This is a genomic window from Actinomadura alba (genome assembly GCF_014323705.1).
Classification (GTDB): domain Bacteria; phylum Actinomycetota; class Actinomycetes; order Streptosporangiales; family Streptosporangiaceae; genus Actinomadura_C; species Actinomadura_C alba.
The window spans coordinates 43,798-66,424 of record NZ_JABVEC010000009.1 but is presented as its reverse complement, the minus strand read 5'-3'; the positions used below and the strand labels follow the sequence as shown (position 1 = coordinate 66,424).

Here is a 22,627-nt window from a genome sequence, read left to right as displayed (position 1 = left end):
CGGAGATCAAGGCGACGGGACCGTGCCGGTTGTCCAGCCGGTGAAGTTCGCGAAGTGCGATAACGATCTGCCGTGAGAACCGATGGCGTTCGATCCGTCTCATCCGACCCTCCACAGGCGGAGATTCTACGCTCACAGACTCGTGGTTTCGTGGCACAAGACACAAACAAGTTCACATTTCGGTTGGGCCGATAAGGCGGTAACGGCGCCAAAATGGCGGGCAGTCGGGCAAATTTTCACGGTTGAGAATTTATGTCAACGGGTGGTAAAAAGTGGAAATCTGGCCGAGCTGGCCGTACGGAGGTGGTCATGCGGGGGGTACACACCATGGCTCTCCGGTTCTGGCGATCTCCGGCGTCCCGTTGGACCCTCCTCGGACTGGCCCTGTTCTTGTTCGGTCTGGAGATCTTCGGCCTCCGTCTCTTCGGCAAGGGGGTGAACGCCGGACAATTCGGCGATCTCGCCGCGTGGGCGCAGAGCATTGGAACGGTGGCCGCCGTGACAGTGGCGCTCCACCAGATCAGGCGGGAGCGGCTCGACCGCCTCGCCGATCTCGAACGCGCGGAGGTCAAGGAACGCACCCAGCTCTACAGCTGGATCGGGTTCAGGGAGACCGAGCCGCACGGCTGGTACCTGTACTTCAACAACCTGACGCCGACACCGGTCAACAGCTGGGTGCTCCGTGTCTGGGACGGTGACGCCGACACCGAAGAGGAGCCGGTAGGCACTCTCGACGTCAGCCGCGGTCGTCCCATCCCGCCGGGTTTCAGCGAGTACCGAACCTCATTCGCGGCGGAAGCCCTGACCGGGCCCCACTGTGCGATCGATTTCGCGGATGGGAACGGTGAATGCTGGCGCAGGACCTCCTCGGGCGGGCTCAGGCGGATCACCGAGGTGCGCCACGGCGAGCAGGTGCTCGCCCGGGATCCCCGGACCGTACGGGCCCTGGGGGCGGCATGACCGACCACCGGATCGACCTCGACGAACGCGAGGAGCGGCCGCAGCTCACCCGGTCCGCGGCCCTGTCGGACTATCTCGCCGGCGTCATCGAGGACACAGAGCACCTGGTGTTCGGCAATCCCCGGGGAATCGGCCAGGCCGCCCGGCTCCGCCTGAAGGACGTCTGGATTCCCCAGGACGTCACGGTGCGCGATGCCGGTACCGCCAGAGCCGAGGCGTCACCGGCGCAGCGCCGTGTGCTGGACCAGGACGAACCGATACAGATCGATGCGGCGCTCAACATGCGGATCTTCCGCAAGGCCGTGATCACGGGGAATCCGGGCTACGGGAAGTCAACGCTGTGCGCGAGGCTGGCGCACAAGCACGCGGTCGAGGCCAATCAGCAGGGTCGCGGCTGGATCCCGCTGCACGTGCCCCTGCGGATGGTCAACCAGCGCGGCGTCTGGTCGTCCCTGGAAGACCTCCTCCACCGGCTGCCTCAGATTCACGACCAGGCGCAGCGCACCGCCATCTTGGACGCCAACGTCCACGGGTACCTGTGGATCTTCCTCGACGGTCTGGACGAGGTGTCAACCGAGGCGCTGTCGGAACTGCGTCGCCGCATGGAGGTCGGCCCGCTCGCGTCCGCGAATCGGGTCACGCTCACCTGCAGGACGGCCGACTACTGGAACGCCCGGCCGCTCCGCCGCCTGGACGGCACTCCTGTGCTCGAACTGTCCGGTTTCTCCGAGGACGAGCTCGACCTGTACGTCGAGAACTGGCATGTGCACGCGGGTGCCGGCCGCACGGCGCAGATCCGCCAGCGGATCTCGCGCACCCGGCGACTCCTCGATGCTCACGGCGACCTGCGGGAGCTCGCGGAGAGCCCGTTGTTGGCCGCCGTGGTCTGTATCGTGGAGTCACAGCCGCGCGAGGCCAGGATGGGCAGAGCCGCGCTTCTGCGCCGTGCGATCGACCACCTGCTCGCCTTCCCCGAATGGCGGCGGGGCGGCGGCCGCGACCTCGAGCAGGAACAGCATGTCGACCGGGACATCCTGCGGCGGATCGCCAGCAGGCTCGCTTTCAGGATGCTGACGGAAGAGGGCGCGCTGGCCATCTCACGCAGCGACGTGCGCGGATTCATAGCCGGACAACTCGTCGAGCAGAACGTGGTCGACGGTTCGGACGAGGAAGACCTCGACGAGGCCAAACGCGCCTACTTCGACCGTCTCGTCGGCAGATCCTCCGCGGGCCTGATGCAGGAACGCGAGACCGGCTGGTACGAGTTCGCGCATCGCAGCTTCCAGGAGTACCTCGCCGCCCAGTACCTGATCTGGTTCGCGGAGAGACCCCATCGGCTTCGGCTGGCGGGGCGTACGGAGTGGCGTGAGGTCTTCGGTTACGCGGCGAGCATCGTGCAGGTCTCCGGTCAGGGTGCGGGAGATCTCCTCATCCTCGTACACAGGCTCCTAAAAGACGCGGACCCGGGCCTGCGCCCACCGGACGACGCCGAGGCGGCGCGCGAGGTCGCCGAGCGCGCCTGCCTCGCGGCCGAGATGCTGGCCGAGTTCGGCGTCGACGCGGCCCGCCAGTGGGGGCTTGCCGACGCCCTGAGCGGAACGCTCGAACCGGACACGGACGATCCGGCTTTCGCGGGGCTCTGGCCCTACGCCGTGCGGACGGTGCTTCGCCTCGCGGAACGGCAGGACCTACCCCGGCTCGTGCGTATGCGGGCCCTTTGCGCCGTGAGCCGCATCGACGACCCGCGGCTCTCCACCGAACCGGCGGGCGTGGTGGCGAGGCTGATGGAGATTCCCGGCGGGCGCGGGCAGGTCGGCACCAGTAGGCCCTTGGACATGCGCGAGATCAAGAAGACGCCGTCCAGCCCGCCGCTGGAGGTCACGGTGCGGCCCTTCAGAATGGCCGGATTCCCCGTCACCAACCGCGAGTACGCGGAGTTCGTGGACGCGGGCGGCTACGACGAGCCTCGTTGGTGGAGCGGCTCCGAGGCGAGCAGATGGCAGGCCAAGGACCCCAGCCTGCACCAGGAGCTCGTAGAGCTGTGGGAGAGCCAGAAGGAGCTGAACTTCGTCAAGGAGTTCTCCGAAGCGGAGTTCGCCGCGTATAACGCCGACAAGTCGACCCGCATCGCCCGGCGGACCATGGACCGTGATCTCCCGCTGTACTGGCACGACTCTCGGTTCAACCTGCCCACCGCGCCGGTCGTCGGCGTCAACCTGTGGGAGGCCGAGGCCTACTGTAGGTGGCTCCAGGACCGGCTGAGGTCGCTCGACCTGATCGGCCCGGATGAGGAGGTCGGCCTGCCCACCGAGATCGAATGGGAATGGGCCGCCGGACGTAGATGGAGCGGCACCGCGCGGGCCTACCCATGGGGCGATGAGTTCGACGACACCCAGTGCCTGGTTCGTGATTTCACGGAGGCGGAGCCGAGGATCATCCATTTCGGCGCCGTCCCCGTGGGATTCACCCGCATCGGGCTCGCTCCCGACGGCCCCGAAGACCTGGCGGGCAACGTCTGGGAGTGGGTCAGCAGCCTGAACTATCCGTGGACGGATCCACGCGACCGCGAGGCACGCGGCGGGCTCGACAAGAGGGTCGTGCGCGGCGGTTCCTGGTACAGCAGGGAACGGCTGGCGAGCCACGTCAGCTTCCGTGTCGAGGACCCACCGTGCAACGCGTACTGGGACCTCGGATTCCGAATAGTGGTCCGGAGGCGGCTCTGATGCGTCAACAGGACAAAGGGCGTCTCATGGTGCAGGTCGAAGCGGAGTGGCATCGGTTGACGTCCGTGGCGTTGGTACGTCCCACGCACTTCCGCCTCACCGAACCGGCCAACGAGACCCAGCGGCGTTTCTATGGCACCGACTCCGCCCCCAAATTCGACAAACTCCTCGCGCAACATGACGCGGTACGGCGTGCCCTCCTCGCCGAAGGCGTCGAAATCGTCGAGATACCGGCGCTGCCCGATGCGCCACTTCAATTCAACGTACGTGATGTGGGCGCCGTCATCGGCTCACGGTTCTTTCTCGGCCGAATGGGCCGGCGCATCCGCACCCCCGAGCCCGCGTGGCTCGCGACGTGCCTCGAGGTTGCCGCGTCGGCTCCCGAATCGGGGGTGTTCGAGGGCGGTGACGTGACCGTCACACCGGACAGGGTCTTCGTGGGCCTCGGAGAACGCACCAGCCTCAGCGGCTGCGCTTCGCTGACCCCGGACTCGCGGCAGATCGTCCCTATCCGGCTCGCCCCTGGCGTCCTGCACCTCGATGTCGCGCTCAACCTCCTCGGCCCGTCTCTCGGCGTCGTCCACCACCCGGCGCTCGTCGACGCGGCACCGGCCGGCTTCACGTGGATCGACATCACCGAGGACGAATTCCTGGAGCAGGCCGCGAACGTCCTTCTGCTCGGGCCCGACCGCGTCATGATGGATTCCCGGCACGTCCGCCTCCAGCGGATCCTGACCGATCACGGTTTCACCTGCGTCCCCGTGGAACTCGACGAGATCACCAAGGTCGGCGGCGGTGTCCGTTGCATGACCCTTCCTCTCACCCGGAGGCCACTGTGAGCCAACAAAAGATCGTTGTCACCGGCGCGACCTTTCCCGAAGCGGTTACCCAGCGGCTCCACGCTCGAGGGCTGACGGTCGTCACCGTCGCGGGCAATCTGGATGAAGAGGGTGTCGTCAGGGAACTCGATGGAGCCTGGGGCTATGTCCTCGGCGGATCGGAGCGCATCGGCAAGGAGGCTTGGCGCCGACTGCCCGAACTCAAGGTCGTCTGCTTCCTCGGCACCGGCTACAGCACCTTCCTCGAACTGCCCGAGGATCGCGGACCGGTCAGGTTCACCTATACGCCGCACGCCAACGCCGTCGCCGTCGCCGAGTTCGGGATCGGTCTCATGCTCGACGTAGTGCGCCGTATCTCCACCCGCGCCGTCGGCGTCGGCCACGGCCGATGGAACGAGGACTCCACGCCATCGCTGGTCGGCGCGAAGCTCGGCATCGTGGGCATGGGCCATATCGGCCGGGAGGTCGCCCGGATGGCGAAGGGCGCGTTCGGTATGGACGTCCATTACTGGAACCGCACCCCGAGGCCGGAACTCTCCGACCTCGGCTATACGGCGGCCGACACGGTCAAGGACCTCTGCGCGCAGGTGGATGTACTCAGCGTGAACTGCGATTACGAACCGGGCGGCAACGACGGCATCGTCGGAGCCGCGGAACTCGCCGCGCTGGACGGCGGTCACCTGGTCTGTACCTCCCGTGCCGAACTCGTCGACCCCACCGCGCTCCGCGACGCGTTGCGATCCGGGTCGCTCAAGGGCGCCGCCATCGACGGCTACTACCGCGAACCCACCCCGACGGCCGAGGACGACCCGTACGGACTGATCGCTCTGGTGCCAGACAAGATCACCATTACCCCGCACTGCGCCTATCTCAGTACCCAGGCGATACGGAAGATGGCCGACATGACCGCGGCCAACCTCCTTGCCGTGGCCTCCGGAGAGCATCCCCCGTACGAGATCCCGTGACGCCGCGGCGTCGACGGTCCGCTCACACACCGGCGGGGAACGTCTCCAGTTCGCCTCGGCGGGCGGCGTCCAGGTGCAGCGGCCGGATGGGCGTCGTCCGGTGGAGCCAGCACAGCGCGTCATAACGCTCACCGAGCCGGGTGGGCACCCAGTTGCGATGGTGGTCGAGGTACGGGTCGTACACCACGCCGATGGCGCGATGCCCGCGCTCGGCCCGCAGCCAGGCCGCGTCCGGCTGGTCGGAGAAGATGAACAGGGCGCGTCCCAGTTCGGTCTTGTCGAGCAGCGCCTCGAGCGAGTCGGGCCGTGGCGGCGGTACGGGCATGACCTCCATGGGGGCGCCCCAGCGAGGGGCGGCCACCACCTCCCCGTGCCCGCCGGCGAAGCCCACAAGGACCACCCGGTCGCGACCGTGCCGTTCTCTGGCCAGCTGTCCGAGGTTGACGAGCCCGTGGCGGGCCATGGGGGTGGCGCGGGCATCCCCGACATGGGTGTTGTGCGCCCAGACCACGGCCCGCGCGTCCGCGCCGTGGAACGCCAGCAGCCGGTCCAGCGTGTCGGCCATGTGGATGTCCCGGCCGTTCCACGATTCCGGACCGTCGCCGACCATGGCGCGATAGTACTCTTCGGCGCCCGCCGTGACCTCGGCGTTCTGCCTGAGGTCGAGCACCTCCGCCGGATCGTCGGTGTGGGCCGGTGCCGCCTCCTCGCGCAACCGGGTCAGCAGGTCCAGTACCTCCTGAGAACAGCCTTCGGGGGCCAGGCGCGTGCCCCGCGCGTACGCCTGCGGATCCTCGCCGTACGTTTCGAAGCAGCGACAGGCCTCCAGGGCCGTCTCGACATAGTCGGGCCGGTGCTCGATCAGGTAGAGGATGATGGCGCGCAGTGACTCCCACAGGCTGTAGACGTCCAGCCCGTAGAAGCCGGCGCGGCGGTCCGGCGGGAGGGCGGCATTGTGGTCGCGTAGCCACTCGCAGAAGTGGACCACCTCGGCGTTGGCCCACATCCAGGTCGGCCAGCGCCGGAAGCGATCGAGGACCTCGCGCGGGTCGTCCGGGGCGCCGTCCGCGAGCGTCACGCAGCGGTTGATCTGCCGGCAGTCCGGCCAGTCGCCCTCCACTCCCACGAACGAGAAGCCGCGCTCGGCGATGAGCCGGCGGGTCAGCGCCGCTCGCCACGCGTAGTACTCGTGCGTGCCGTGGTCGGCCTCGCCCACCAGCACGCAGCGCGCGTCCCCGATGCGGTTCAACAGCGGGTCGAGGTCGTCGTTGTACTCGAGTTGAAGGGCCATGCCCCGGATCTCGTCGGTCTCATCCATGTCGATCCCCCGGGTCAGTCCCGGCGTGCTCCCTGATTCCCTCGCGAGCGCGGGTCGCGCACCCGAGGCGATGAAGAGGCGAGGAGGTACGGTCCGTGGCGATCAAGATGAAGGTCTCGGCGGGCCCGTCGCCGCGTCGATCGCGGGTGATCGGTGGGTCGTCCCCTCGCCGTGTGTCCGTCGTGGATGTCCTTTCCCCGCACGCTGAGATCGATGCCACGGAGATGAGATCCCGTCGATGAATGACCTGGTCAGGGACATGGCGACGATCAGCGCCGCGAACACACCGAGAGATCACACCGGTAGGAGCCCCGCCCATGGGCTCGCGTCGACCGCCGCTCTCGACGTGAGCGAACCCGCCTCAGCGCCGGGTCGTACGCGCGCTCAGGGTTTGGTCCACACCAGTGAGTAGCGCCACAGCAGGTGGCGGCGGAACCGCGCGCCGGGCAGCAGGCGATCGGCCTCCGCACGGATCCTGCCCCAGCTCATCTCCGGGTCGGTCACCGGAACTCCATGCGGGTTCCCGTGGCCTGGCCGCAGCCGGTTGACCTGCGCCAGCGGTACGCCGAGGAGGCTGATCAACCGGTCCACAGGCGTGGCGTTGCGGCCCAGCCCGACGATCACCAGGCGTCCGCCGGGACGCAGCAGCCCGCGCATCTTGGTGACGGCACTGGTGAAATCCATGTGGTGTACGGCCGCGACGGCGCACACGAATTCGTAGCCGGCCTGGGGGAGGTCGTGGGTGAGGAAGTCCGCCTCGACGAACGAGGCGTTGCCGATCTCGCCGCTGAGCCGCCGGGCGAGTTCGATCATCTCCGGCGAGCGGTCCAGGCCGGTCACCTGCCGGGAGCGCGTGGCCAGTTTGCGGACGAGCAGGCCGTCGCCGCACCCGACGTCCAGCGCCGCCGCACAGTCGGTGGGGACCGCGTCCATGACGACCGGATGGTACGCGACGTTGTGGTTCCAGTAGTCCGCCATCCGCGCCATCGTAGAGGCGCGGCTGCCGCCTTGCGCCCCGCCAGAGCCCACGGCCTGCGCAAGTGAGGTGAAGCGAAGGGGCCGGCGGGCCGGCCGGCCCTTTTCGGCGGGCATTTGTGGTGGGCCGGCCGCGCTGGCCGGTTGAGCCAGTTCGTACCTACTTGTTGTCGACCTGAATGTCGAAGTTGACGTCGCTACCATTCACCGACGTGACCGTGGCCGTGAGGCCGAGCTTCGACCCGTCATTGGCCTCCAATTGGCAACGCGTCGTGGCGCCCTGCTCCGCCTTGAGGTCATCCGGGCAGACCACCGCCTTCGGCCGCTGCCCGACCTTCGCCGCCAACTGGTCGCCTACCTGCTGCTCAACCGTGGTTCTCTGGACGGCGTTGCCACCTGCGCTGAAGCTGAAACTGCAGCCCGCGACCAGCACCACACCGCAGGCCAGAGACGCCGGAAATCCTATGCGCATATCATCCATCTCCAAATCGCTCGAAAGGCAGCAGTTCGACGGCGTGACAAACTGTAGCGGACCGTATCGACCCTGGCACTCCGCGCTGTCGTATCTCAGTCGTATCGCTGTCGGCTCAGGCGGTACCGAATGAACACCTGACTTCCACCGGCAGCGTCAGTGGCACGGCCATTCCAAAGTCGCTGACCGGGGTGTCGCCGCAGGTCACGGTGGTGGCCGGGTCGACTCCTACGCCGCAGTCGCGCACTGGGCGGTACGGGCCCAGCGGCACACGCTCGGGCGGCTGGGCGCCCGGGTAGTGACGTTCGGCACGGTGAACGTGTATGCCCCGTGACGTTTTCGGTTCGCGAGTATGGATATCGGTTGTGGGGACCGCTCGTACATCCCATTTGCAATCGCTCACAACTCGCTGACGCTACGATGGCGCGCGTGGTGGATGCGATGCGCCTCGCTCTGGTGTCCTTTGGCGTCAACGAGTTTTCGGTCCTTCATGAAATATGCGTGGAAGCCGGGCATTTTCCAGTCGCGTACGCCTACAGTCGTTCGATGAGGCCGAGGATGCCTACTGATGCCCACGCGGTAGCGACCATCGGCCAGATCCTCAAGGAAATGCCACCGGCGATGGACTTCCTGTTGCCGGGCAGTGCTGAAGGTTTGGGCCAAGCGCTCGCCGGATACAGTCTGGATCTGATAGTAGTCTACGGATTCTCGTGGCGACTTCCCCGCTCTGTGCTGCAAATCTCCCGATTCGGTGCCATTAATGTCCACTCGTCATTGTTGCCTAAGTATCGCGGACCGGCGCCGGTGCTGTGGGCGATCCGCAACGGTGACCCCCACATTGGAATCACGATCCACCGCATGGATGAAAACTTCGACACAGGGCCGATTCTTGCCCAGCAGGGTGGCATTACCCTTGAAGACGAAGTCACCCCTGAGCGATTGTGGCCGCATATCAGGCCAGTTATCCGAGATCTCCTCCCAGTCGCCCTGGAGCGGGTATCCAGGCACGAGGCCGGAGAAGAACAAGATGACGCTGACGTGTCCTATGCGGGATTGATGGAACCTGAGTTCTCATTGATCGACTGGTCACGAACAGCCCGCGAAATACACAACCAGGTGCGCACCTTCAGGTTCATGGGGCAGGGCCAAGGCCCGATCGCCAGAGTCGGCGAGCGCTGGCTGAAGGTATTGCGAACTCAGTTGAGGGAGGCGCCTGGGGTTCGAGTGGAATGCGCGGACGGCCCTATCTGGATCGTAGCGTCAGAATCTACGGAACCGCCCGCTAGTGAGACTCGAGGGCTTCGCTGACGGGAAGTGCCCCCTACTGTGGCCCCGGAGGTGGCAAGAGCGCAACACGGCGCGGGAAGTACTGCTTCAGCGGTTCCCCTACCTCGTACAGATGCTGTATGAACCTTTGACACCGCTTGATCAGGGTCGAATCGACGTACTTCACTGCCGATTCCAGGACGCATTCGTCGTTATATATGGCTTGGTACATGACCTTCGAGCCGAGAGTGTAGATCTCTGGAAGCGGTCCATTTTCCTCGAAGCGGGTAATCTGCTCTGGTCCAACGATGCGAACGCTTCCACCACATTGATCTCTCACTCGCAACGCATGAAGTTCCCACTGCAAGTAAGAAGAGATCGGCTCCTCCACGACCCGAACCCGTGCCGCTATGAAGCCGTGTTCCTCGACCCTGCGATGGTAGTTCTCCATGTCCGCACGACCGGCCTCGAGGATTCGCAGTGCCTCATCCCAATCACCCTTGGCGAACGCCAGCCAGCTATCGTAATCGGGCTCCTTGAAAACCTGCTGTCGCTCAAGTTTCCAGAAACCAAGGTCTGTAATGCCCCAAAAATTCTTCTCAAAGTCGGCATAATAGTCATCTAGTTCCATTCGTTCGCCCATAAGGCCGTCAAGAAGGTCATGCATCGGGGATATCCGCCTTCGCCGCAATGATGGTTTTTCGCGGAATGACCACGAGGCGTTCCCCTGGATCGACGCTCACATCGTCCGGCAATCTCGCCTCGTACGACGAAGTAAGATCCTGACCGATAACCGCGATATCCCCATTGTCCAGTTCCCAGATGTCGGGGCAACTGGAATTTCCGGAGGTTTGCCCCAGCTCATGAGACGACTTGCCCAAGCGCCGTGAGAACGACGCAGAAGGATCGGCCTCCCATTTGTCGGGCATGTTGCCATCCTTGATGAGGATTGGCAGCTTATTTTGGCCGGATATTACCACGCGATCAAGTTGGGGTCAAAGAAGTCTGTCGTCCGGCTGAGTGTGCAAATAAACAGCTCGAAACCCCAATTATGTCCGGTCTTAAAGTGCGATAAGCGCGTCGCTCGGGCCGGGATAAGGCCACTTCAGAAGGCACGGACCGCGGGTACGGACGGCGGGCACGGATTGCGGAGGGACGAACGGGTCGGGTCTGGGCGGCAGCGGTTCGCCGCGAACCAGCCCTACGGGGATGACCTTGTCGGGGTCTCGCCCGGCGGAACGGGCTGCGCGACCTCACCCTTCATCCAGCTCGGCCGAGAACACGCTGGAGGGCCCCAGTGGCTCGCCGAGACGGGGCGGCGTCCGCGCCCGGCTGTCGGAGGGCACGGCACTCGGACGGCCGGGCGGCGATGCCTATGCAGTGCGCGCACTGCGCCCAGTGGCGGATGCCAAGGCTACATCTTCGCATCAGCGGAACACGGTCGGGTCGCCCTAAATCGCACTAACTGAACATTCGTGGAATTCTCATAGCTTGCTGGCTTAATGTTGCCCGCTCGAATCGAGCCTTTGTGCGCGTCACCGCAGATCACCATCGGTGCCACGGCCCTGGTCATGCGATCCCGCCAAGGATCTCTTCATTCATTGACAAATTCTGACATTCAACTGCTTGTCGGATTTTGCAACTGTTTCTGCTGTCCACACCCCGTTCCTGACCAGGGACCCCCGACCTGGCCGGGGATGCGGACAGAAGGAGCGGACTCGTGAGAAGAGCCGTCACGGCCGCATTGGCCACCCTCGCAGCCCTATCTCTCACCCTCGGCCTGACCGCCGGCCCTGCCAACGCCACTCCTCCCAACATCCCGTCCGCCAGCACCGCCGCCTCCAGGCTCGCGACCCTCACCGTCGCGGCCGAGTCGCACCAGTCCAGCTACAACCGCGACCTCTTCCCCCACTGGATCACGATCTCTGGGGCCTGTAACACGCGGGAGACAGTGCTCAAGCGAGACGGTTCCGGCGTCACCGTCGACTCCGCCTGCTACCCGACGTCCGGTAGCTGGTATTCCCCGTACGACGGCGCCACCTGGTCCAACCCTGCGGACGTCGACATCGACCACATGGTCCCGCTGGCCGAGGCATGGCGATCCGGTGCCTGGGCGTGGACCACCGCCAAGCGGCAGTCCTACGCGAACGACCTGGGCGGACCGGAGCTGTGGGCCGTCACCGACAACGTCAACCAGGCCAAGGGCGACCAGGACCCGTCCACCTGGCAGCCGCCGCTCGCCAGCTTCCGCTGCACGTACGCCCGAGCGTGGATTCAGGCCAAGTGGTACTGGGCCCTGTCCGTGAACAGCGCCGAGAAGACCGCACTGACCTCGATGCTCGGCACCTGCTGACCTTCGACCTGATGAGACCTCCGCTCTCAGGCGCCATGGCACATTGAGCAGAACCAGGGAGGGGATCGGCTCGCCCGACCCCTCCCTGCACTGTGCGCTGACCTGCCACTCACGTGCGGTCGAGATCGTCCAGTGCATCACCCCACAGACGCCCGCCGCGTTTTTGGCACACGTCGCCGATGATCACTATGCGCTCGGAGCTGAGACTGAGCGCGGCGATGATCCACTTGAAGTGGAGGCGTGATGTCCCTCCGAACCGTCGTGAAACGGGCCCCCTTCAGTGGTGTCGCCGCCGGCGCGTCGCTCGTCCTGACCGCCGGTACGGCGCTGGCGTTCCGGCCGGAGCCGGCCGCCCGGCGGGCGGGGACGCAGAGGCGCCCCAGGCCCAAGTCGAGGGCCCATCACCTCGGGACCCACGCGGGACACCTCCATCGTGACGTGGGCTCCCCTTATCCACCCACCCGCACTTTCTCCTCATGGCTTCCCGGTCGAGGCATTCCGGTCGTCCGCGTACGTCTCGCGGTCGGCTGCCCCTCTGGTTAGGAGAGTTGCCCGTGTGTGAAACCGACCATCTCGAATCGTCAGGCGTGAGCCGCCGTGATCTGCTGGGTCTTCTCGGCGTCGCGGGTGCCGCGGCGGCCGTCGCACCGATCCTGACGGCCGACCCCGCCATGGCGGCCGCATCCGACCTCGCACTCGATCCGAAGACACAGCCGGCCGACCCCGTGAACTACGCGCCACCGACGAACCTGGCCGCCGACTCGCAGGCCAAGGACGCGGCTCTCTCCTGGATCGACCGGCAATCGGAGAGCATCATCGGGCTGAACGACCGGATCTGGGAGTTCGCGGAGCCCTCGCTGGCCGAGTGGAACTCGTCATGGGCCGAAGCGCAGTTCCTGGCGGCCAACGGCTTCACCATCAAGTGGGGGGCGGGCGGCATGCCGACCGCCTTCGTCGCCACGTTCAGCAACGGCAGCGGAAAGCCGGTGATCGGCTTCAGCGGCGAGTACGACGCGCTGCCGGGACTCTCGCAAGAGAAAGGGAATCCGAAGCACTCGCCCCTGGTGTACAACCACGACCCGTACGCCCCCACGTACGGGTTCGGGCACGGCTGCGGGCACAACGCCCTCGGTGCCGCCGCAGCGGCCGCGGCGGCCGCCACCGCGGCTGCGATGAAGGCCCGGAACCTCGACGGCACCCTCAAGTTCTTCGGTTCCACGGCCGAGGAGCAACTGGTCGGCAAGACGGTGGCCGTGAAGGCCGGCGTCTACAAGGGCCTCGACGCCTTCGTCGACTGGCATCCCGCCACCAACAACAGCACCAGCTGGGACTCCAGCAACGCCATGTACAGCATCGCCTTCCACTTCCTCGGCACCGATGGTCACGGCGGCTCGCCCCTGGCGACGCGGCCGACCCAGGACGCCGTGTCGGCGATGTCCATGCTGACCGAGTTCCTGCGGGAGAGCCACCAGGCGCACACCGCCAGGGCGCACTACGCGATCCGGCAGACCGGTCAGGCGCCGAACGTCTTCCCCACACTGTCGAGCATCTGGTACTTCGCCCGGGAGGGCAGCCCGGCCCGCGCCAAGATCCTGATGGACAGGATCGTCAAATGCGCCGAGGCGGCGGCGATGGCCACGGGCACGCGCATGGAGCATCGCATCGTGGCCGGTACGTGGAACAAACTCGGCAACAAGCGCGGGACCGAGCTCATGCACGCCAACATGACGCAGATCGGGGCGCCGAAGTTCTCGGCCGCCGACCAGGCGTTCGGCAAGGCGCTGCAGCGGTCCAACGGGACCGGCGAGACGGGGTTCTCCGAAACGATCAGCGAGCTGCGCCCGCCGGCGTCGGTGTTCATGGGCGGCGGCTCCACCGACGTCGCCGACATCAGCTGGCAGGTACCCACGATCCAGATGGGCACCGCGCACCAACCCGGTGGTACGAAGAACCACTCGTGGCACCACACCGCCACCGCCGCCGCACACCCCGGCCACGTCACGATGCTGATGGCCGCCAAGTACCTCGCCGGTACGACGATCGACCTGCTGACCCAGCCGAAGGTCGTCGGCGAGATGAAGGACGAGTTCGAGCGCCGCACCAAGGGCATCGAGTGGAAGAGCATGCTGCCCGACGACTACGAACTGCCGCTGTACGAGCCGCCGAAGTGGTTCCTCGAGCGTACGGGGCAGAAGTGGCCGCCGAAGGGCGTCACGTGGCCGCCACGGCGGATCGTCTCGACCGAGACCGCCCCCGATCTCGGACCGGCGCTCCCGCCGCAGAACATGCCCCCGATGGAGTAGTCGCGACCATCCGCCCGGTTCGGTCCCGTACGCGATCGCGGTCAGAGGGCCCTCGGCGAAGGTCTCGATCACAGCGGATGACACCGCGCTGGACCCCGGTTCCCCTCACGGAGCCGGGGTCCTCGGCGTGGTCGGCCTCGCCCACCCGTGAGCCGACCTGGGCGGATCCGATTTGTCCTGGAGTGCGCTCCAGCTCGTAGAGTGCGATGTGTGGCGGGTCGGTCCATCCATGTGGCCGTTGACCAGGCCGTACGGGGTGATGAGGCCACCCGCCGGCAAGTTCTACATAGCCGGCGCCGCGTCACCGCGGCGCAGAAGGAGCACTGACGCATGCGCACGACCACGCTTGGTGAGCTGACCGTCTCGGCTCAAGGACTCGGCTGCATGGGCATGAGCGAGTGGTACGGCCACGCCGACTGGGACGAGTCGATCGCCACGATCCACCGCGCGCTCGACCTCGGCGTGACCTTCCTGGACACGGCGGACGTCTACGGAGCGGGCCACAACGAGGTGCTCGTCGGCCGGGCGATCGCCGGACGGCGCGACGAGGTGCAGTTGGCCACGAAGTTCGGCATCGACCGGTCCGTGGGCGACGGCGGCCGCGTCATCCGCGGCGAGGCCGCGTACGTCAAGCGGGCCTGCGAGTCGTCGCTGCTCCGCCTCGGCGTCGACGTGATCGACCTGTACTACCTGCACCGCCCGCCGCAGACCGCGGAGATCGAGGAGACCGTCGGCGCGATGGCCGAACTGGTCGCCGAGGGCAAGGTCCGTTACCTCGGCCTGTCGGAGGTGGACAACGACCTGCTGCGCCGGGCGTACGGGGTGCACCCGATCACGGCGGTGCAGAGCGAGTACTCGCTGTGGACCCGCGACGTGGAGACCACCGTGCTCGACGCGATGCGTGAGCTCGGCGTGGGCCTGGTTCCGTACTCGCCGCTGGGCCGTGGCTTCCTCACCGGCACCGTCGACACGAGCGCCCTGGACGACAAGGACTTCCGCGGTCGCAACCCGCGCTTCTCCGGCGAGGCGGGGACGGCCAACCAGGCCATCGTCGACGCGGTGCGGTCGGTGGCCGACGGGCGGGGCGTCGCGCCGGCGCAGGTGGCGCTCGCCTGGGTGTACGCGCAGGCCGACCGGCTGGGCGTGCCCGTCGCGCCGATCCCGGGCACCAAGCGGGTGAAGTGGCTGGAGCAGAACGTCGCGGCCCTCGACGTCACGCTGACCGCCGAGGAGTCGGCCGTCCTGGACCCGCTCGGCGACAAGGTCGTCGGCGCCCGCTACTGACCGCCTTATCTTCGCCGTACGGGTCACTGAAGGAACGACGCGTTCTCGCCGCTTGGGCGACCTTGCGCGACGTCGGCCGTCGGCCGGGCGGTCACTGATCGCCCGGACCGAACGGCGGGAAATAGGGCTCATCGATGTTGATCACCTGAAGGGCGGGGGCACCGCGCACCGCAGTGTGGTCGAGCTCGGCCTCGGCGTACAGCACCAGCTCGGTCAGGTGGGCGAGGGGCGGCAGCGAGCCGAAGTCGCCATGGGCGAGGGTGAGGGACACGAGCCCCGGGACGTCCTGGAGCGGCGACAGGCTCGTCACGTCCACGTTCGACAGGATCAGGCGGCGGACGGGAGTGCCGCGCAGCTGCGCCAGATCGACGTTGGCGGGCCCGGCGAGCTGGAGGAGGTCCCAGGGCCGTTCGGTCAGCGGCCCCAGATCATGGCCGTTCACGTCCCACAGCAGCGCCTCGGTGACGGCCGGCAGCCACCGCAGCGGCTCGAACGTCCCCACCCACTCGAAGTCGGTCGTCACGCGGCGGCGTCGCAGAATCGGCCCCGAGGGAGGGGCGGTGTCGGTGTCGGAGCCGCCCAGGATCCGCCGCCACACCGGTGACAGGCCGGCCCAGAAGTCCTCCCAGTGGTCCGGCGCACCCGCGCCGCCCGGTACGGACATGACTACCCGCCGCCGTTTCCGGGCCGGGGGCGGAAGGCGTCGAAGAGCAACGCGAGCGTACGGCCCCGCAGCTCGGGGGACCAGCGGTTGCGTTCGGCGGCCATGTACGTGGCGCCGAGCAGGGCCAGGAGCTCGGGCAGTTCGAGGTCCCGCCGTACCGCGCCCGACCGCTGGGCATCGGCGAGCAGGGTCTCGATGGCGTGCCGCATGTCGCGCTGGATGTCCGCCAGGCCCGCCTTGGGATCGATGCCCGCGTCGGTGAGCACGTCGGCCAGGGCCTTCTTCTGCTCGGCGTCGCCGACGATTCGGGTGAGGAACTCGAAGAACGCGGTCCCCGGGTCGGCCGTCGCGCGCAGTGTGTCGGCCTCGGCGAGGAGCCGGCGGGTGCGATCGATGATGATGGCCTGGTAGAGGGCCTCCTGGGTGGGGAAGTGCCGGTAGATCGTGCCGAGCCCCACCCCGGCCTCCTGCGCGATGGCGCGCATCGGGGCCGAGAGCCCGTCACGGGCGAGGATCACCTCGGCGGCCTGCAGCACCCGGGCTCTGTTGCGCCGGGCGTCGGCGCGCAGAGGTCTCGCATCGGCGTTCATCGTCCTCCCTTGCAACATTGACGACCGGAACATGTGTTCCGTATCGTTCTAGAACCGGAACGGCTGTTCCGAATTGTAGTCGAACCGAAGGGCACCACCGATGGACTACGCGACCATGGGCCGGTCCGGATTGAAGGTCTCCCGGGCCTGCCTGGGAACCATGAACTTCGGCACCTCCGGGGGCGTCGGCAGCTGTGACGAGGCGGAGGCCGGGCGGATCGTCGACGCCTTCCTCGACACCGGGCACAACTTCGTCGACACCGCGGACATGTACACCGGGGGCGAGTCCGAGCAGATCGTCGGCCGCGCCATCAGCGGCAAGCGGTCCTCGGTCGTACTCGCCACGAAGGCGTTCCTCCCGCACGGACCAGGCCCCAATGACCGGGGGCTGTCGCGGGCCCACCTGACCAGGGCACTGGAGGCGAGCCTGCGCCGGCTCGGCACCGACTACATCGACCTCTACCAATGCCATCAGTGGGATCACGCCACCCCCATCGAAGAGACCCTGGCCACGCTCGACGGGTTCGTCCGCGCGGGCAAGGTCCGCTATATCGGCTGCTCCAACTTCACCGCCGCTCAGATCGTGGAATCCGGCTGGGCCGCCGAGCGTCTCGGCGCGACTCCGTTCATCAGCCTGCAACCGCAGTACTCACTGGTGGCACGGGACATCGAGGCCGAGATCCTGCCGGTCTGCGAACGGCACGGGCTCGGCACCATGGTCTGGTCGCCACTGGCCGGTGGCGTGCTCACCGGCAGGTACGCCCGCGGCGTCGCCCCCGGCGCCGACACCAGGATGGGCCGGCTGATGGCCTCGCCGGCGCCGATGGCCCGGGCCTGGGCCGATGGCCTGTTCAACGAGCGCGCGCTCCACATCGCCGACGAGGTCGGCAAGGTCGCGGCCGAGCTCGACACCACCGCGACCGCCGTCGCCCTGGCGTGGGTACGGCGGCGACCGGGCGTCACCTCCGTCATCATCGGACCTCGTACGGTCGACCAGTTGCACGGCAACCTGGCGGGATTCGCCCTCGACCTTCCGGAGGAGGCGGCCGAACGGCTCGACGACGCGTCCTCGTCCACGGCCCTGGCCCCCGTCACCGGGATGACACTCGGAGACGCGCGACCGCGACTCGCAGGCCGGCCCTGATCAGTTCCGGGAGTGCCGCTTCAGCTCCAAAGATCGCGTACCCTCTCGCCGCCGTGCAGCCGCAGCGCGCCGGCGACCTCGTCGGGCGCCGGGAAGTGATGCCGGCTGAACAGCACCAGGTGATCGTCACTCGGGTGGTAGATGAGTGGCGCGTATTGAAGGTTCGTGGGCCGGGACGCCGGCTTGGCCACCAGACGGCGCGCCCGGTCGAGCTCCAGCGATCGGATCTCTCCCCACGGAACATGGCGTTGGCGTCCGCGCACCGTGGTGACAGTGATACCGCGGTGGTCGACCGCCAGCTCGTTGATGTACCTGTACTTCGGTGGGACTCCATCAGCCGCGACGGGGACGGCGCCGATCGCGATGACGATGAGCACCACCAGGCCCACCTTGTTCGGCCATCCGTCCAGGAAGTGATAGATCGCCGCGATACCGAGCATGCTCCCTGCCGCGATCACCATCGCTCTCCAGGGCAACAGGGCTCGGTCGAACGCCCGCGCGGCGATCAGCGCCAGAACGCCGGTGACGGCGGCCAGGGCGCTGACGCTGACGGTCAGCCGTCCCTGCGTCACAAGGCTCCCCGAGTCGTGCGACGTGAACCAGTCGCCGAAGTCGATGACGGCCGTGATGGCGGTCAGCGCGGCCGCGAACCACAAGCCGTGCTGCCAGCGCCACGCCCGGGCGACATTCCGCATGCTCCGAGCGTGGAACGTGGCCGGTGCCGGCCGGTCACCCGATCCGGGCGGTGCCGGGGCGTCGTGCTCATCACCGGCGTCCATTCCGGACACGTCCACCGGCAGGACTCCATCGCCCGCCGTCATGACCTCATGGCCCGCCGTCATGACAGCGTCGCCCGCCGTCGGGATCGCATCGCCCGGGGATGGTCCCGCCTCGCCCGGAGCCGGGACCGTCTCGCCCGGGGATGGGACCGCGTCACCTGCGACCGGGGCCGTGTCGTCTGCCGGCACGACTCGATCGCGTACGGCCGGTGCCGCATTCTGTGCGGCCGGGGCCGCATCGTCCGGCGCGGGACGAGGCGGCGGAGCCGGGTGCCGGGCGGCCGCCTGCAGTCGGAAGGCGTGCAGCACGGCGCCGTGGGCCACCGCCAGCTCGGGATCATCGACCTTGAAGACGGGGACCCGGTCGGCGCCGGTGTGACGCGCGATGGTCTCGGCGACCAGGGGAAGGCGGCTGCTGCCGCCGACCGGGACGACGGCGTCGAGATCCGCCCAGCTCAGATCGGCCGCAGCCAAGACCCGCGTGCACTCCCGCAGGGTCTCCGCCAGCAGCGGGGCGAGCAGCTCCGCCAGGTCGGCCCGGGTCAGCTCGAACGTCGCGTTCAGGCCAAGCTCGGTGAGCACGCCGCTGAACCGCACCTCGGCCGAGAGGGTCCGCTTGATCGACTCGCAGCTCTCCACGAGCTTGAGCCGGTCGGCCAGCGTCGACGCGTCGCGGGCCGCGGGGTCGAGCACGCGCTCGGTCTGTTCAGGGAAGCGCTCAGCGATCAGTCGGAGGATCTGCCGGTCGAACTCGGCGCCCCCGACGTCCTCCAGGCCACCGGCCTCGCCCAGCACCGTGTAACTGAGGTGGTCACGGCCGCGCACCACCGCGCAGTCGAACGTGCCGCCGCCCAGGTCGTACACCAGCAGGGTGCGTTCCTCGAGGCCGAGTTGCTCGTGGAGGGCGTACGCGACGGCGGCCTCGGGCTCGGTCACCAGCCGTACGGATTCGAGGGGGAAGCCGGCGTGCTCGGCGGCCTGGCGCATGTGGTCGCGGTTGCTCTCCTGCCAGGCGGCCGGGACCGTCAGCACCACCAGCTCGGGCTCTCCGGAGACCTGAAGGAGCGCCTGCTCTCTGAGCAGCCCGAGGACCTCGGCGACGAGCCGGTACGTGGGGTACGCCCGGCCTTCTCCCGGCGCCGACGGGTTCTCGGTCGGGAACGTGTGCGGGATCGGATCACCGATATGGCGCTTGAACTCGTCGAGAAAGTAGGCGGGGCGCTGGAGCTTCATCCGGGTGGCGACGCTGCCGACCGCCATGGTGCCGTCGGCCCGCAGGCAAACGGCGGAGGGCACCTCGTAGAGGCTCTGCACCGGGTTGCGGATCCGCAGCACCCTGCCCCCGGGCCGGCCGACCATGATCGCCGAGTTGGAGGTGCCGAAGTCGACCCCGTAGACCAGTCCCACGCCGTTCCTCCATGACCCTTGTCGTACCTCGCCCGCCACGGTCCGCGTCGACGTTCAGCCGCGCGTCCCCGGCTCAGTGGAGCGTCCCGATCCGCTGTCGCAGGGCGGCCAGCCGATCCTGAACACCCCGCAGCCGGCCTTGCCGGGTGACCAGCTCCGCGTGCCGGCTCGACCGCTGCAGCTCGGTGGCCGAGCGCAGCTCCTCGAGCGCCGCGATGGAGCCGGCCAGCGATTCCCGCGCCGCCGCGATGCGGATGTCGAAGTCGGTGAGCAGCGCCTCGCGGGTCGCCTCGACCGATTCGGTGAAGTACGTGCGTACGCTGTCGACCCGTTCCCGGATGACCGGCAGCACCTCGTCGGTGAGGAGTTCGGCGCGCTCCTGCCGCTGCAGACGGGCCTTCTCGGCGAACTCGCGAAGCCCCATGAACAGGCCGACGAGATTGCCGATCACGGTGGCGGCCACGCCCGCCACGGCGCCGACGCCGGGGAACAGCAGCCCGCCGATGGCACCCAGGCTGGCTCCGACCCCGCCGACGATGCCGGCGCTGTTGAAGAGCGTCATGAACCGTCCGCCGGAGTTCTCGTGCCGGTCGGGACCGCCGGGGAGCTCGAACGACACCTCCTCATCGCGCCCGGCGAGCGGGACGTCGACCGAAAGCGGCAGCCGGGTCTGCTCGGAGGTCTCCCTCGCGGTGACGATGGCCGCCTCGCGCAATTCCGCCTCGGCACGCTCCATCGCGTTCACTAGGGCCACCGCGGTCTTCCTGACCAGCGCGTGCGGATCGTCCAGGTAGCGGTCCACCCGTACGTTCGCGTGGAAGTCCGACAGGAGCCGCTCGCAGCCCGCGTCGAGGTGCTCCTGCACCGGGAGCACGGCGACCTCGAACGCCGCCGCCAGGTCCCGCCGCCAGCCGGCGGTACGGGAGGCCAGCCGCCCGGCGCGTTCCTGAAGCTCCCGCAGCCGGGCCTGCGTGTCGTCCAGGGTCTGCTCGCCGGCCAGTGCGGCGAGTTCGTTGCTCACCGGCGCGGCCAGCGCGGCGACGACCTCGTGCAGCAGATCCAGCGCGCCGTGCAGGCGCTCGGCGCCCAGTGTCACCGCCAGCCGGCGCCACAGCAGCTCTTCCAGCTCAGGGAACCCCGACCGGCGCAGCTGGCCGGGGTCGTCGCGGCCGACCGCCGTCAGCTTGCGGCGGGCCGACACCGCGACGACCAGTACGTCGTCCGGCGCGCGCCCGCTCACCTGTGCGATCCGTTCCCTGGTGACGAAGACCTCGCCGGCCGGGCCGGGGTCGACCAGCTTGTCGCTCTTGGTGAGCGCGGTGATCACGGTGGGGCACCGGTCGATCGCGTCCTTGAGGTACGACAGCTCGGCGGCGCTCATCCGCTCGTCGGCGGCGCCGACGAAGAGCACGGCATCGGCCTTGGAGAGAAAGGCATAGGTGGCCATTGCGTGCTCGACGTTGAGGCTGCCGATGCCGGGCGTGTCCACCAGCGTCAGCCCATGCCGAAGCCGTTCGATCGGCGCGGTCAGCCGGACCAGCCGTACCCGCTCCCGGTTGCCCGGGTTGCGCTGCTCGGTGACGAAGTCGGCGACCTGGTCGACCGGGACCTGCTTCTCGGTGCGAACGCCGGCACCGTCACCGCTCACCACGGTGGCCGTCTCGCGCTCACCCCAGCGCAGCTCGGTCACGACGGACGTGGTGACGGTGGTGTCCACCGGGAACAGGCCGGGCCGCTCGATCAGTGCGTTGAGCAGGCTGGACTTGCCCCGGCTGAACTCACCGCAGACCACCACGTAGAACGGGGCGGCCAGCTCGGCGCGGACCGCGTCGAGCTCCTGACGGCTCGTCGCGGGCGGCCGCTCGCGCCCCAGTTCCTCGCAGAGCGCCAGCACGTCGGTGCGTACGGCCTCGAATCCGGGGTGGCTCACCGGCCGTCCTCCACATAGGCGATCACCTGTTGCGGCCGCAGGATGCGGTCGTTCCAGCGGTAGCCGGGCCGTACCGTCTCGGCGATCCGGTCGATCAGGTCGGGATCGTCGGTCGCCCGGACGGCCAGCACGGCATGCCGGGTCACATCCACCGGTCCCTTGTCCCGGATGCCGATCACCCCGGTGCCGGCCAGTGCCTCGGTGATCCGGTCCAGCAGCCAGCGGGTCACCGCGGGCTCCACGGTGTCTCGCAGGCCGGCGACCCGGTCGGAGATGTCGATCAGCGTGTGCACGATCGGTGGCGGGTCCACCTCGACCGGCGCGGACCCTGGCTCGGACGCCAGTTCGGGCAGGCGACGGCGCAACGCCGCGTTCTCGGCGCGGAGCCGGGCCAGCTCGGCCCCGAGCGCCTCGGCGCGCGCCACGTCGGCCCGCTGACGTTCGGTCGCGGTCACCAGCAGCCGCCGCGCGTTGTCGAGCATGTTCGGTGTGCTCATCTCCTCGAGACCGGGGGGACCGCCCTCGCCCGCCAGCTCGGCGGCCTGGAGCGTGGTCTCGAAGGCGAGCCGCCGGGTGCTCTCGGCCGGCCGGCCGCCACGCAGCGATCGCAAGAAGTCAAGCCAACCCATCGCCCACCCGGCCCGCCATCGGTTCG

Annotated in this window: 19 protein-coding genes; 9 read left to right on the top strand and 10 right to left on the bottom strand. The window is 68.1% G+C overall.

Going from position 1 to position 22,627, the window contains the following annotated elements:
- Nucleotides 1-309 precede the first annotated feature (309 nt).
- The 4 genes from HKK74_RS13970 to HKK74_RS13955 are packed head-to-tail and all read left to right on the top strand — an operon-like array spanning nt 310 to nt 5,487.
- On the top strand, nt 310-960 hold the full coding sequence (locus tag HKK74_RS13970; protein WP_187243625.1) for a hypothetical protein: 651 nt from the start codon (nt 310-312) through the stop codon (nt 958-960).
- Entirely contained in the window at nt 957-3,683 is a 2,727-nt protein-coding gene (locus HKK74_RS13965; RefSeq protein WP_187243624.1) for an NACHT domain-containing protein, read from the top strand. The genes HKK74_RS13970 and HKK74_RS13965 overlap by 4 nt, the downstream gene beginning before the upstream one ends.
- Nucleotides 3,684-3,709: 26 nt before the next feature.
- Complete coding sequence (locus HKK74_RS13960) at nt 3,710-4,522, top strand: dimethylarginine dimethylaminohydrolase family protein (protein WP_222722253.1); 813 nt, start codon at nt 3,710-3,712, stop codon at nt 4,520-4,522.
- Complete coding sequence (locus HKK74_RS13955) at nt 4,519-5,487, top strand: 2-hydroxyacid dehydrogenase (protein WP_187243622.1); 969 nt, start codon at nt 4,519-4,521, stop codon at nt 5,485-5,487. The genes HKK74_RS13960 and HKK74_RS13955 overlap by 4 nt, the downstream gene beginning before the upstream one ends.
- Before the next feature lie 22 nt (nt 5,488-5,509).
- On the opposite strand, the gene HKK74_RS13950 is transcribed toward HKK74_RS13955, so the two are convergent.
- The 3 genes from HKK74_RS13950 to HKK74_RS13940 form a co-directional block, all read right to left on the bottom strand.
- Entirely contained in the window at nt 5,510-6,805 is a 1,296-nt protein-coding gene (locus HKK74_RS13950) for an erythromycin esterase family protein (RefSeq protein ID WP_222722252.1), read from the bottom strand.
- Nucleotides 6,806-7,189: 384 nt separating this feature from the next.
- Nucleotides 7,190-7,783, bottom strand: a complete 594-nt coding sequence (locus HKK74_RS13945; protein ID WP_222722251.1) for a class I SAM-dependent methyltransferase — start codon at nt 7,781-7,783, stop codon at nt 7,190-7,192.
- Nucleotides 7,784-7,940: 157 nt separating this feature from the next.
- Nucleotides 7,941-8,261 (bottom strand): DUF4333 domain-containing protein, encoded by a 321-nt coding sequence (locus HKK74_RS13940; RefSeq protein WP_187243620.1) that lies wholly within the window; start codon nt 8,259-8,261, stop codon nt 7,941-7,943.
- 420 nt (nt 8,262-8,681) lie between these two features.
- On the opposite strand from HKK74_RS13940, the gene HKK74_RS13935 reads away from it, so the two are divergent.
- Nucleotides 8,682-9,560, top strand: a complete 879-nt coding sequence (locus tag HKK74_RS13935) for a methionyl-tRNA formyltransferase (RefSeq protein ID WP_312881473.1) — start codon at nt 8,682-8,684, stop codon at nt 9,558-9,560.
- 13 nt (nt 9,561-9,573) lie between these two features.
- Here HKK74_RS13935 and HKK74_RS13930 read toward each other — a convergent pair whose 3' ends face one another.
- The gene (locus tag HKK74_RS13930; RefSeq protein ID WP_187243619.1) at nt 9,574-10,185 is read right to left on the bottom strand and encodes a DUF6879 family protein; all 612 of its coding nucleotides are present in this window, start codon (nt 10,183-10,185) and stop codon (nt 9,574-9,576) included.
- The gene (locus HKK74_RS13925) at nt 10,178-10,447 is read right to left on the bottom strand and encodes a hypothetical protein (RefSeq protein WP_187243618.1); all 270 of its coding nucleotides are present in this window, start codon (nt 10,445-10,447) and stop codon (nt 10,178-10,180) included. Before HKK74_RS13925 ends, HKK74_RS13930 begins: the two co-directional genes overlap by 8 nt.
- A gap of 791 nt (nt 10,448-11,238) precedes the next feature.
- On the opposite strand from HKK74_RS13925, the gene HKK74_RS13920 reads away from it, so the two are divergent.
- The 3 genes from HKK74_RS13920 (at nt 11,239) to HKK74_RS13910 (ending at nt 15,458) form a co-directional block, all read left to right on the top strand.
- Complete coding sequence (locus tag HKK74_RS13920; protein WP_187243617.1) at nt 11,239-11,871, top strand: HNH endonuclease family protein; 633 nt, start codon at nt 11,239-11,241, stop codon at nt 11,869-11,871.
- A gap of 587 nt (nt 11,872-12,458) precedes the next feature.
- On the top strand, nt 12,459-14,174 hold the full coding sequence (locus tag HKK74_RS13915) for an amidohydrolase (protein WP_222722250.1): 1,716 nt from the start codon (nt 12,459-12,461) through the stop codon (nt 14,172-14,174).
- 330 nt (nt 14,175-14,504) lie between these two features.
- Nucleotides 14,505-15,458: an aldo/keto reductase gene (locus tag HKK74_RS13910; protein ID WP_187243615.1), complete on the top strand. Its 954-nt coding sequence runs from the start codon at nt 14,505-14,507 to the stop codon at nt 15,456-15,458.
- Nucleotides 15,459-15,549: 91 nt separating this feature from the next.
- Here the strand turns inward: HKK74_RS13910 and HKK74_RS13905 are convergent, their stop codons facing one another.
- Nucleotides 15,550-16,122, bottom strand: a complete 573-nt coding sequence (locus HKK74_RS13905) for a hypothetical protein (protein ID WP_187243614.1) — start codon at nt 16,120-16,122, stop codon at nt 15,550-15,552.
- 2 nt (nt 16,123-16,124) lie between these two features.
- Nucleotides 16,125-16,712, bottom strand: a complete 588-nt coding sequence (locus HKK74_RS13900; RefSeq protein ID WP_187243613.1) for a TetR/AcrR family transcriptional regulator — start codon at nt 16,710-16,712, stop codon at nt 16,125-16,127.
- Nucleotides 16,713-16,812: 100 nt separating this feature from the next.
- Here HKK74_RS13900 and HKK74_RS13895 point away from each other — a divergent pair, with 100 nt between their 5' ends.
- Nucleotides 16,813-17,856, top strand: a complete 1,044-nt coding sequence (locus tag HKK74_RS13895; protein ID WP_187243612.1) for an aldo/keto reductase — start codon at nt 16,813-16,815, stop codon at nt 17,854-17,856.
- 20 nt (nt 17,857-17,876) lie between these two features.
- Here HKK74_RS13895 and HKK74_RS13890 read toward each other — a convergent pair whose 3' ends face one another.
- From HKK74_RS13890 to HKK74_RS13880, 3 genes are all read right to left on the bottom strand, one after another.
- Nucleotides 17,877-20,042 (bottom strand): Hsp70 family protein, encoded by a 2,166-nt coding sequence (locus HKK74_RS13890; protein WP_187243611.1) that lies wholly within the window; start codon nt 20,040-20,042, stop codon nt 17,877-17,879.
- A 73-nt stretch (nt 20,043-20,115) separates the two neighbouring features.
- Complete coding sequence (locus tag HKK74_RS13885) at nt 20,116-21,972, bottom strand: dynamin family protein (RefSeq protein ID WP_187243610.1); 1,857 nt, start codon at nt 21,970-21,972, stop codon at nt 20,116-20,118.
- Complete coding sequence (locus HKK74_RS13880) at nt 21,969-22,583, bottom strand: nucleotide exchange factor GrpE (RefSeq protein ID WP_187243609.1); 615 nt, start codon at nt 22,581-22,583, stop codon at nt 21,969-21,971. Before HKK74_RS13880 ends, HKK74_RS13885 begins: the two co-directional genes overlap by 4 nt.
- Nucleotides 22,584-22,627: the final 44 nt, after the last annotated feature.

Excerpts from the sequence above, each read along its gene's own strand:
- HKK74_RS13900 (WP_187243613.1), bottom strand. The coding sequence starts at position 16,712 with ATGAACGCCGATGCGAGACCTCTGCGCGCCGACGCCCGGCGCAACAGA.
- HKK74_RS13905 (WP_187243614.1), bottom strand. The coding sequence starts at position 16,122 with ATGTCCGTACCGGGCGGCGCGGGTGCGCCGGACCACTGGGAGGACTTC.
- HKK74_RS13950 (WP_222722252.1), bottom strand. The coding sequence starts at position 6,805 with ATGGATGAGACCGACGAGATCCGGGGCATGGCCCTTCAACTCGAGTAC.
- HKK74_RS13945 (WP_222722251.1), bottom strand. The coding sequence starts at position 7,783 with ATGGCGGACTACTGGAACCACAACGTCGCGTACCATCCGGTCGTCATG.
- HKK74_RS13960 (WP_222722253.1), top strand. The coding sequence starts at position 3,710 with ATGGTGCAGGTCGAAGCGGAGTGGCATCGGTTGACGTCCGTGGCGTTG.
- HKK74_RS13970 (WP_187243625.1), top strand. The coding sequence starts at position 310 with ATGCGGGGGGTACACACCATGGCTCTCCGGTTCTGGCGATCTCCGGCG.
- HKK74_RS13940 (WP_187243620.1), bottom strand. The coding sequence starts at position 8,261 with ATGGATGATATGCGCATAGGATTTCCGGCGTCTCTGGCCTGCGGTGTG.
- HKK74_RS13965 (WP_187243624.1), top strand. The coding sequence starts at position 957 with ATGACCGACCACCGGATCGACCTCGACGAACGCGAGGAGCGGCCGCAG.
- HKK74_RS13925 (WP_187243618.1), bottom strand. The coding sequence starts at position 10,447 with ATGCCCGACAAATGGGAGGCCGATCCTTCTGCGTCGTTCTCACGGCGC.
- HKK74_RS13895 (WP_187243612.1), top strand. The coding sequence starts at position 16,813 with ATGGACTACGCGACCATGGGCCGGTCCGGATTGAAGGTCTCCCGGGCC.
- HKK74_RS13910 (WP_187243615.1), top strand. The coding sequence starts at position 14,505 with ATGCGCACGACCACGCTTGGTGAGCTGACCGTCTCGGCTCAAGGACTC.
- HKK74_RS13930 (WP_187243619.1), bottom strand. The coding sequence starts at position 10,185 with ATGCATGACCTTCTTGACGGCCTTATGGGCGAACGAATGGAACTAGAT.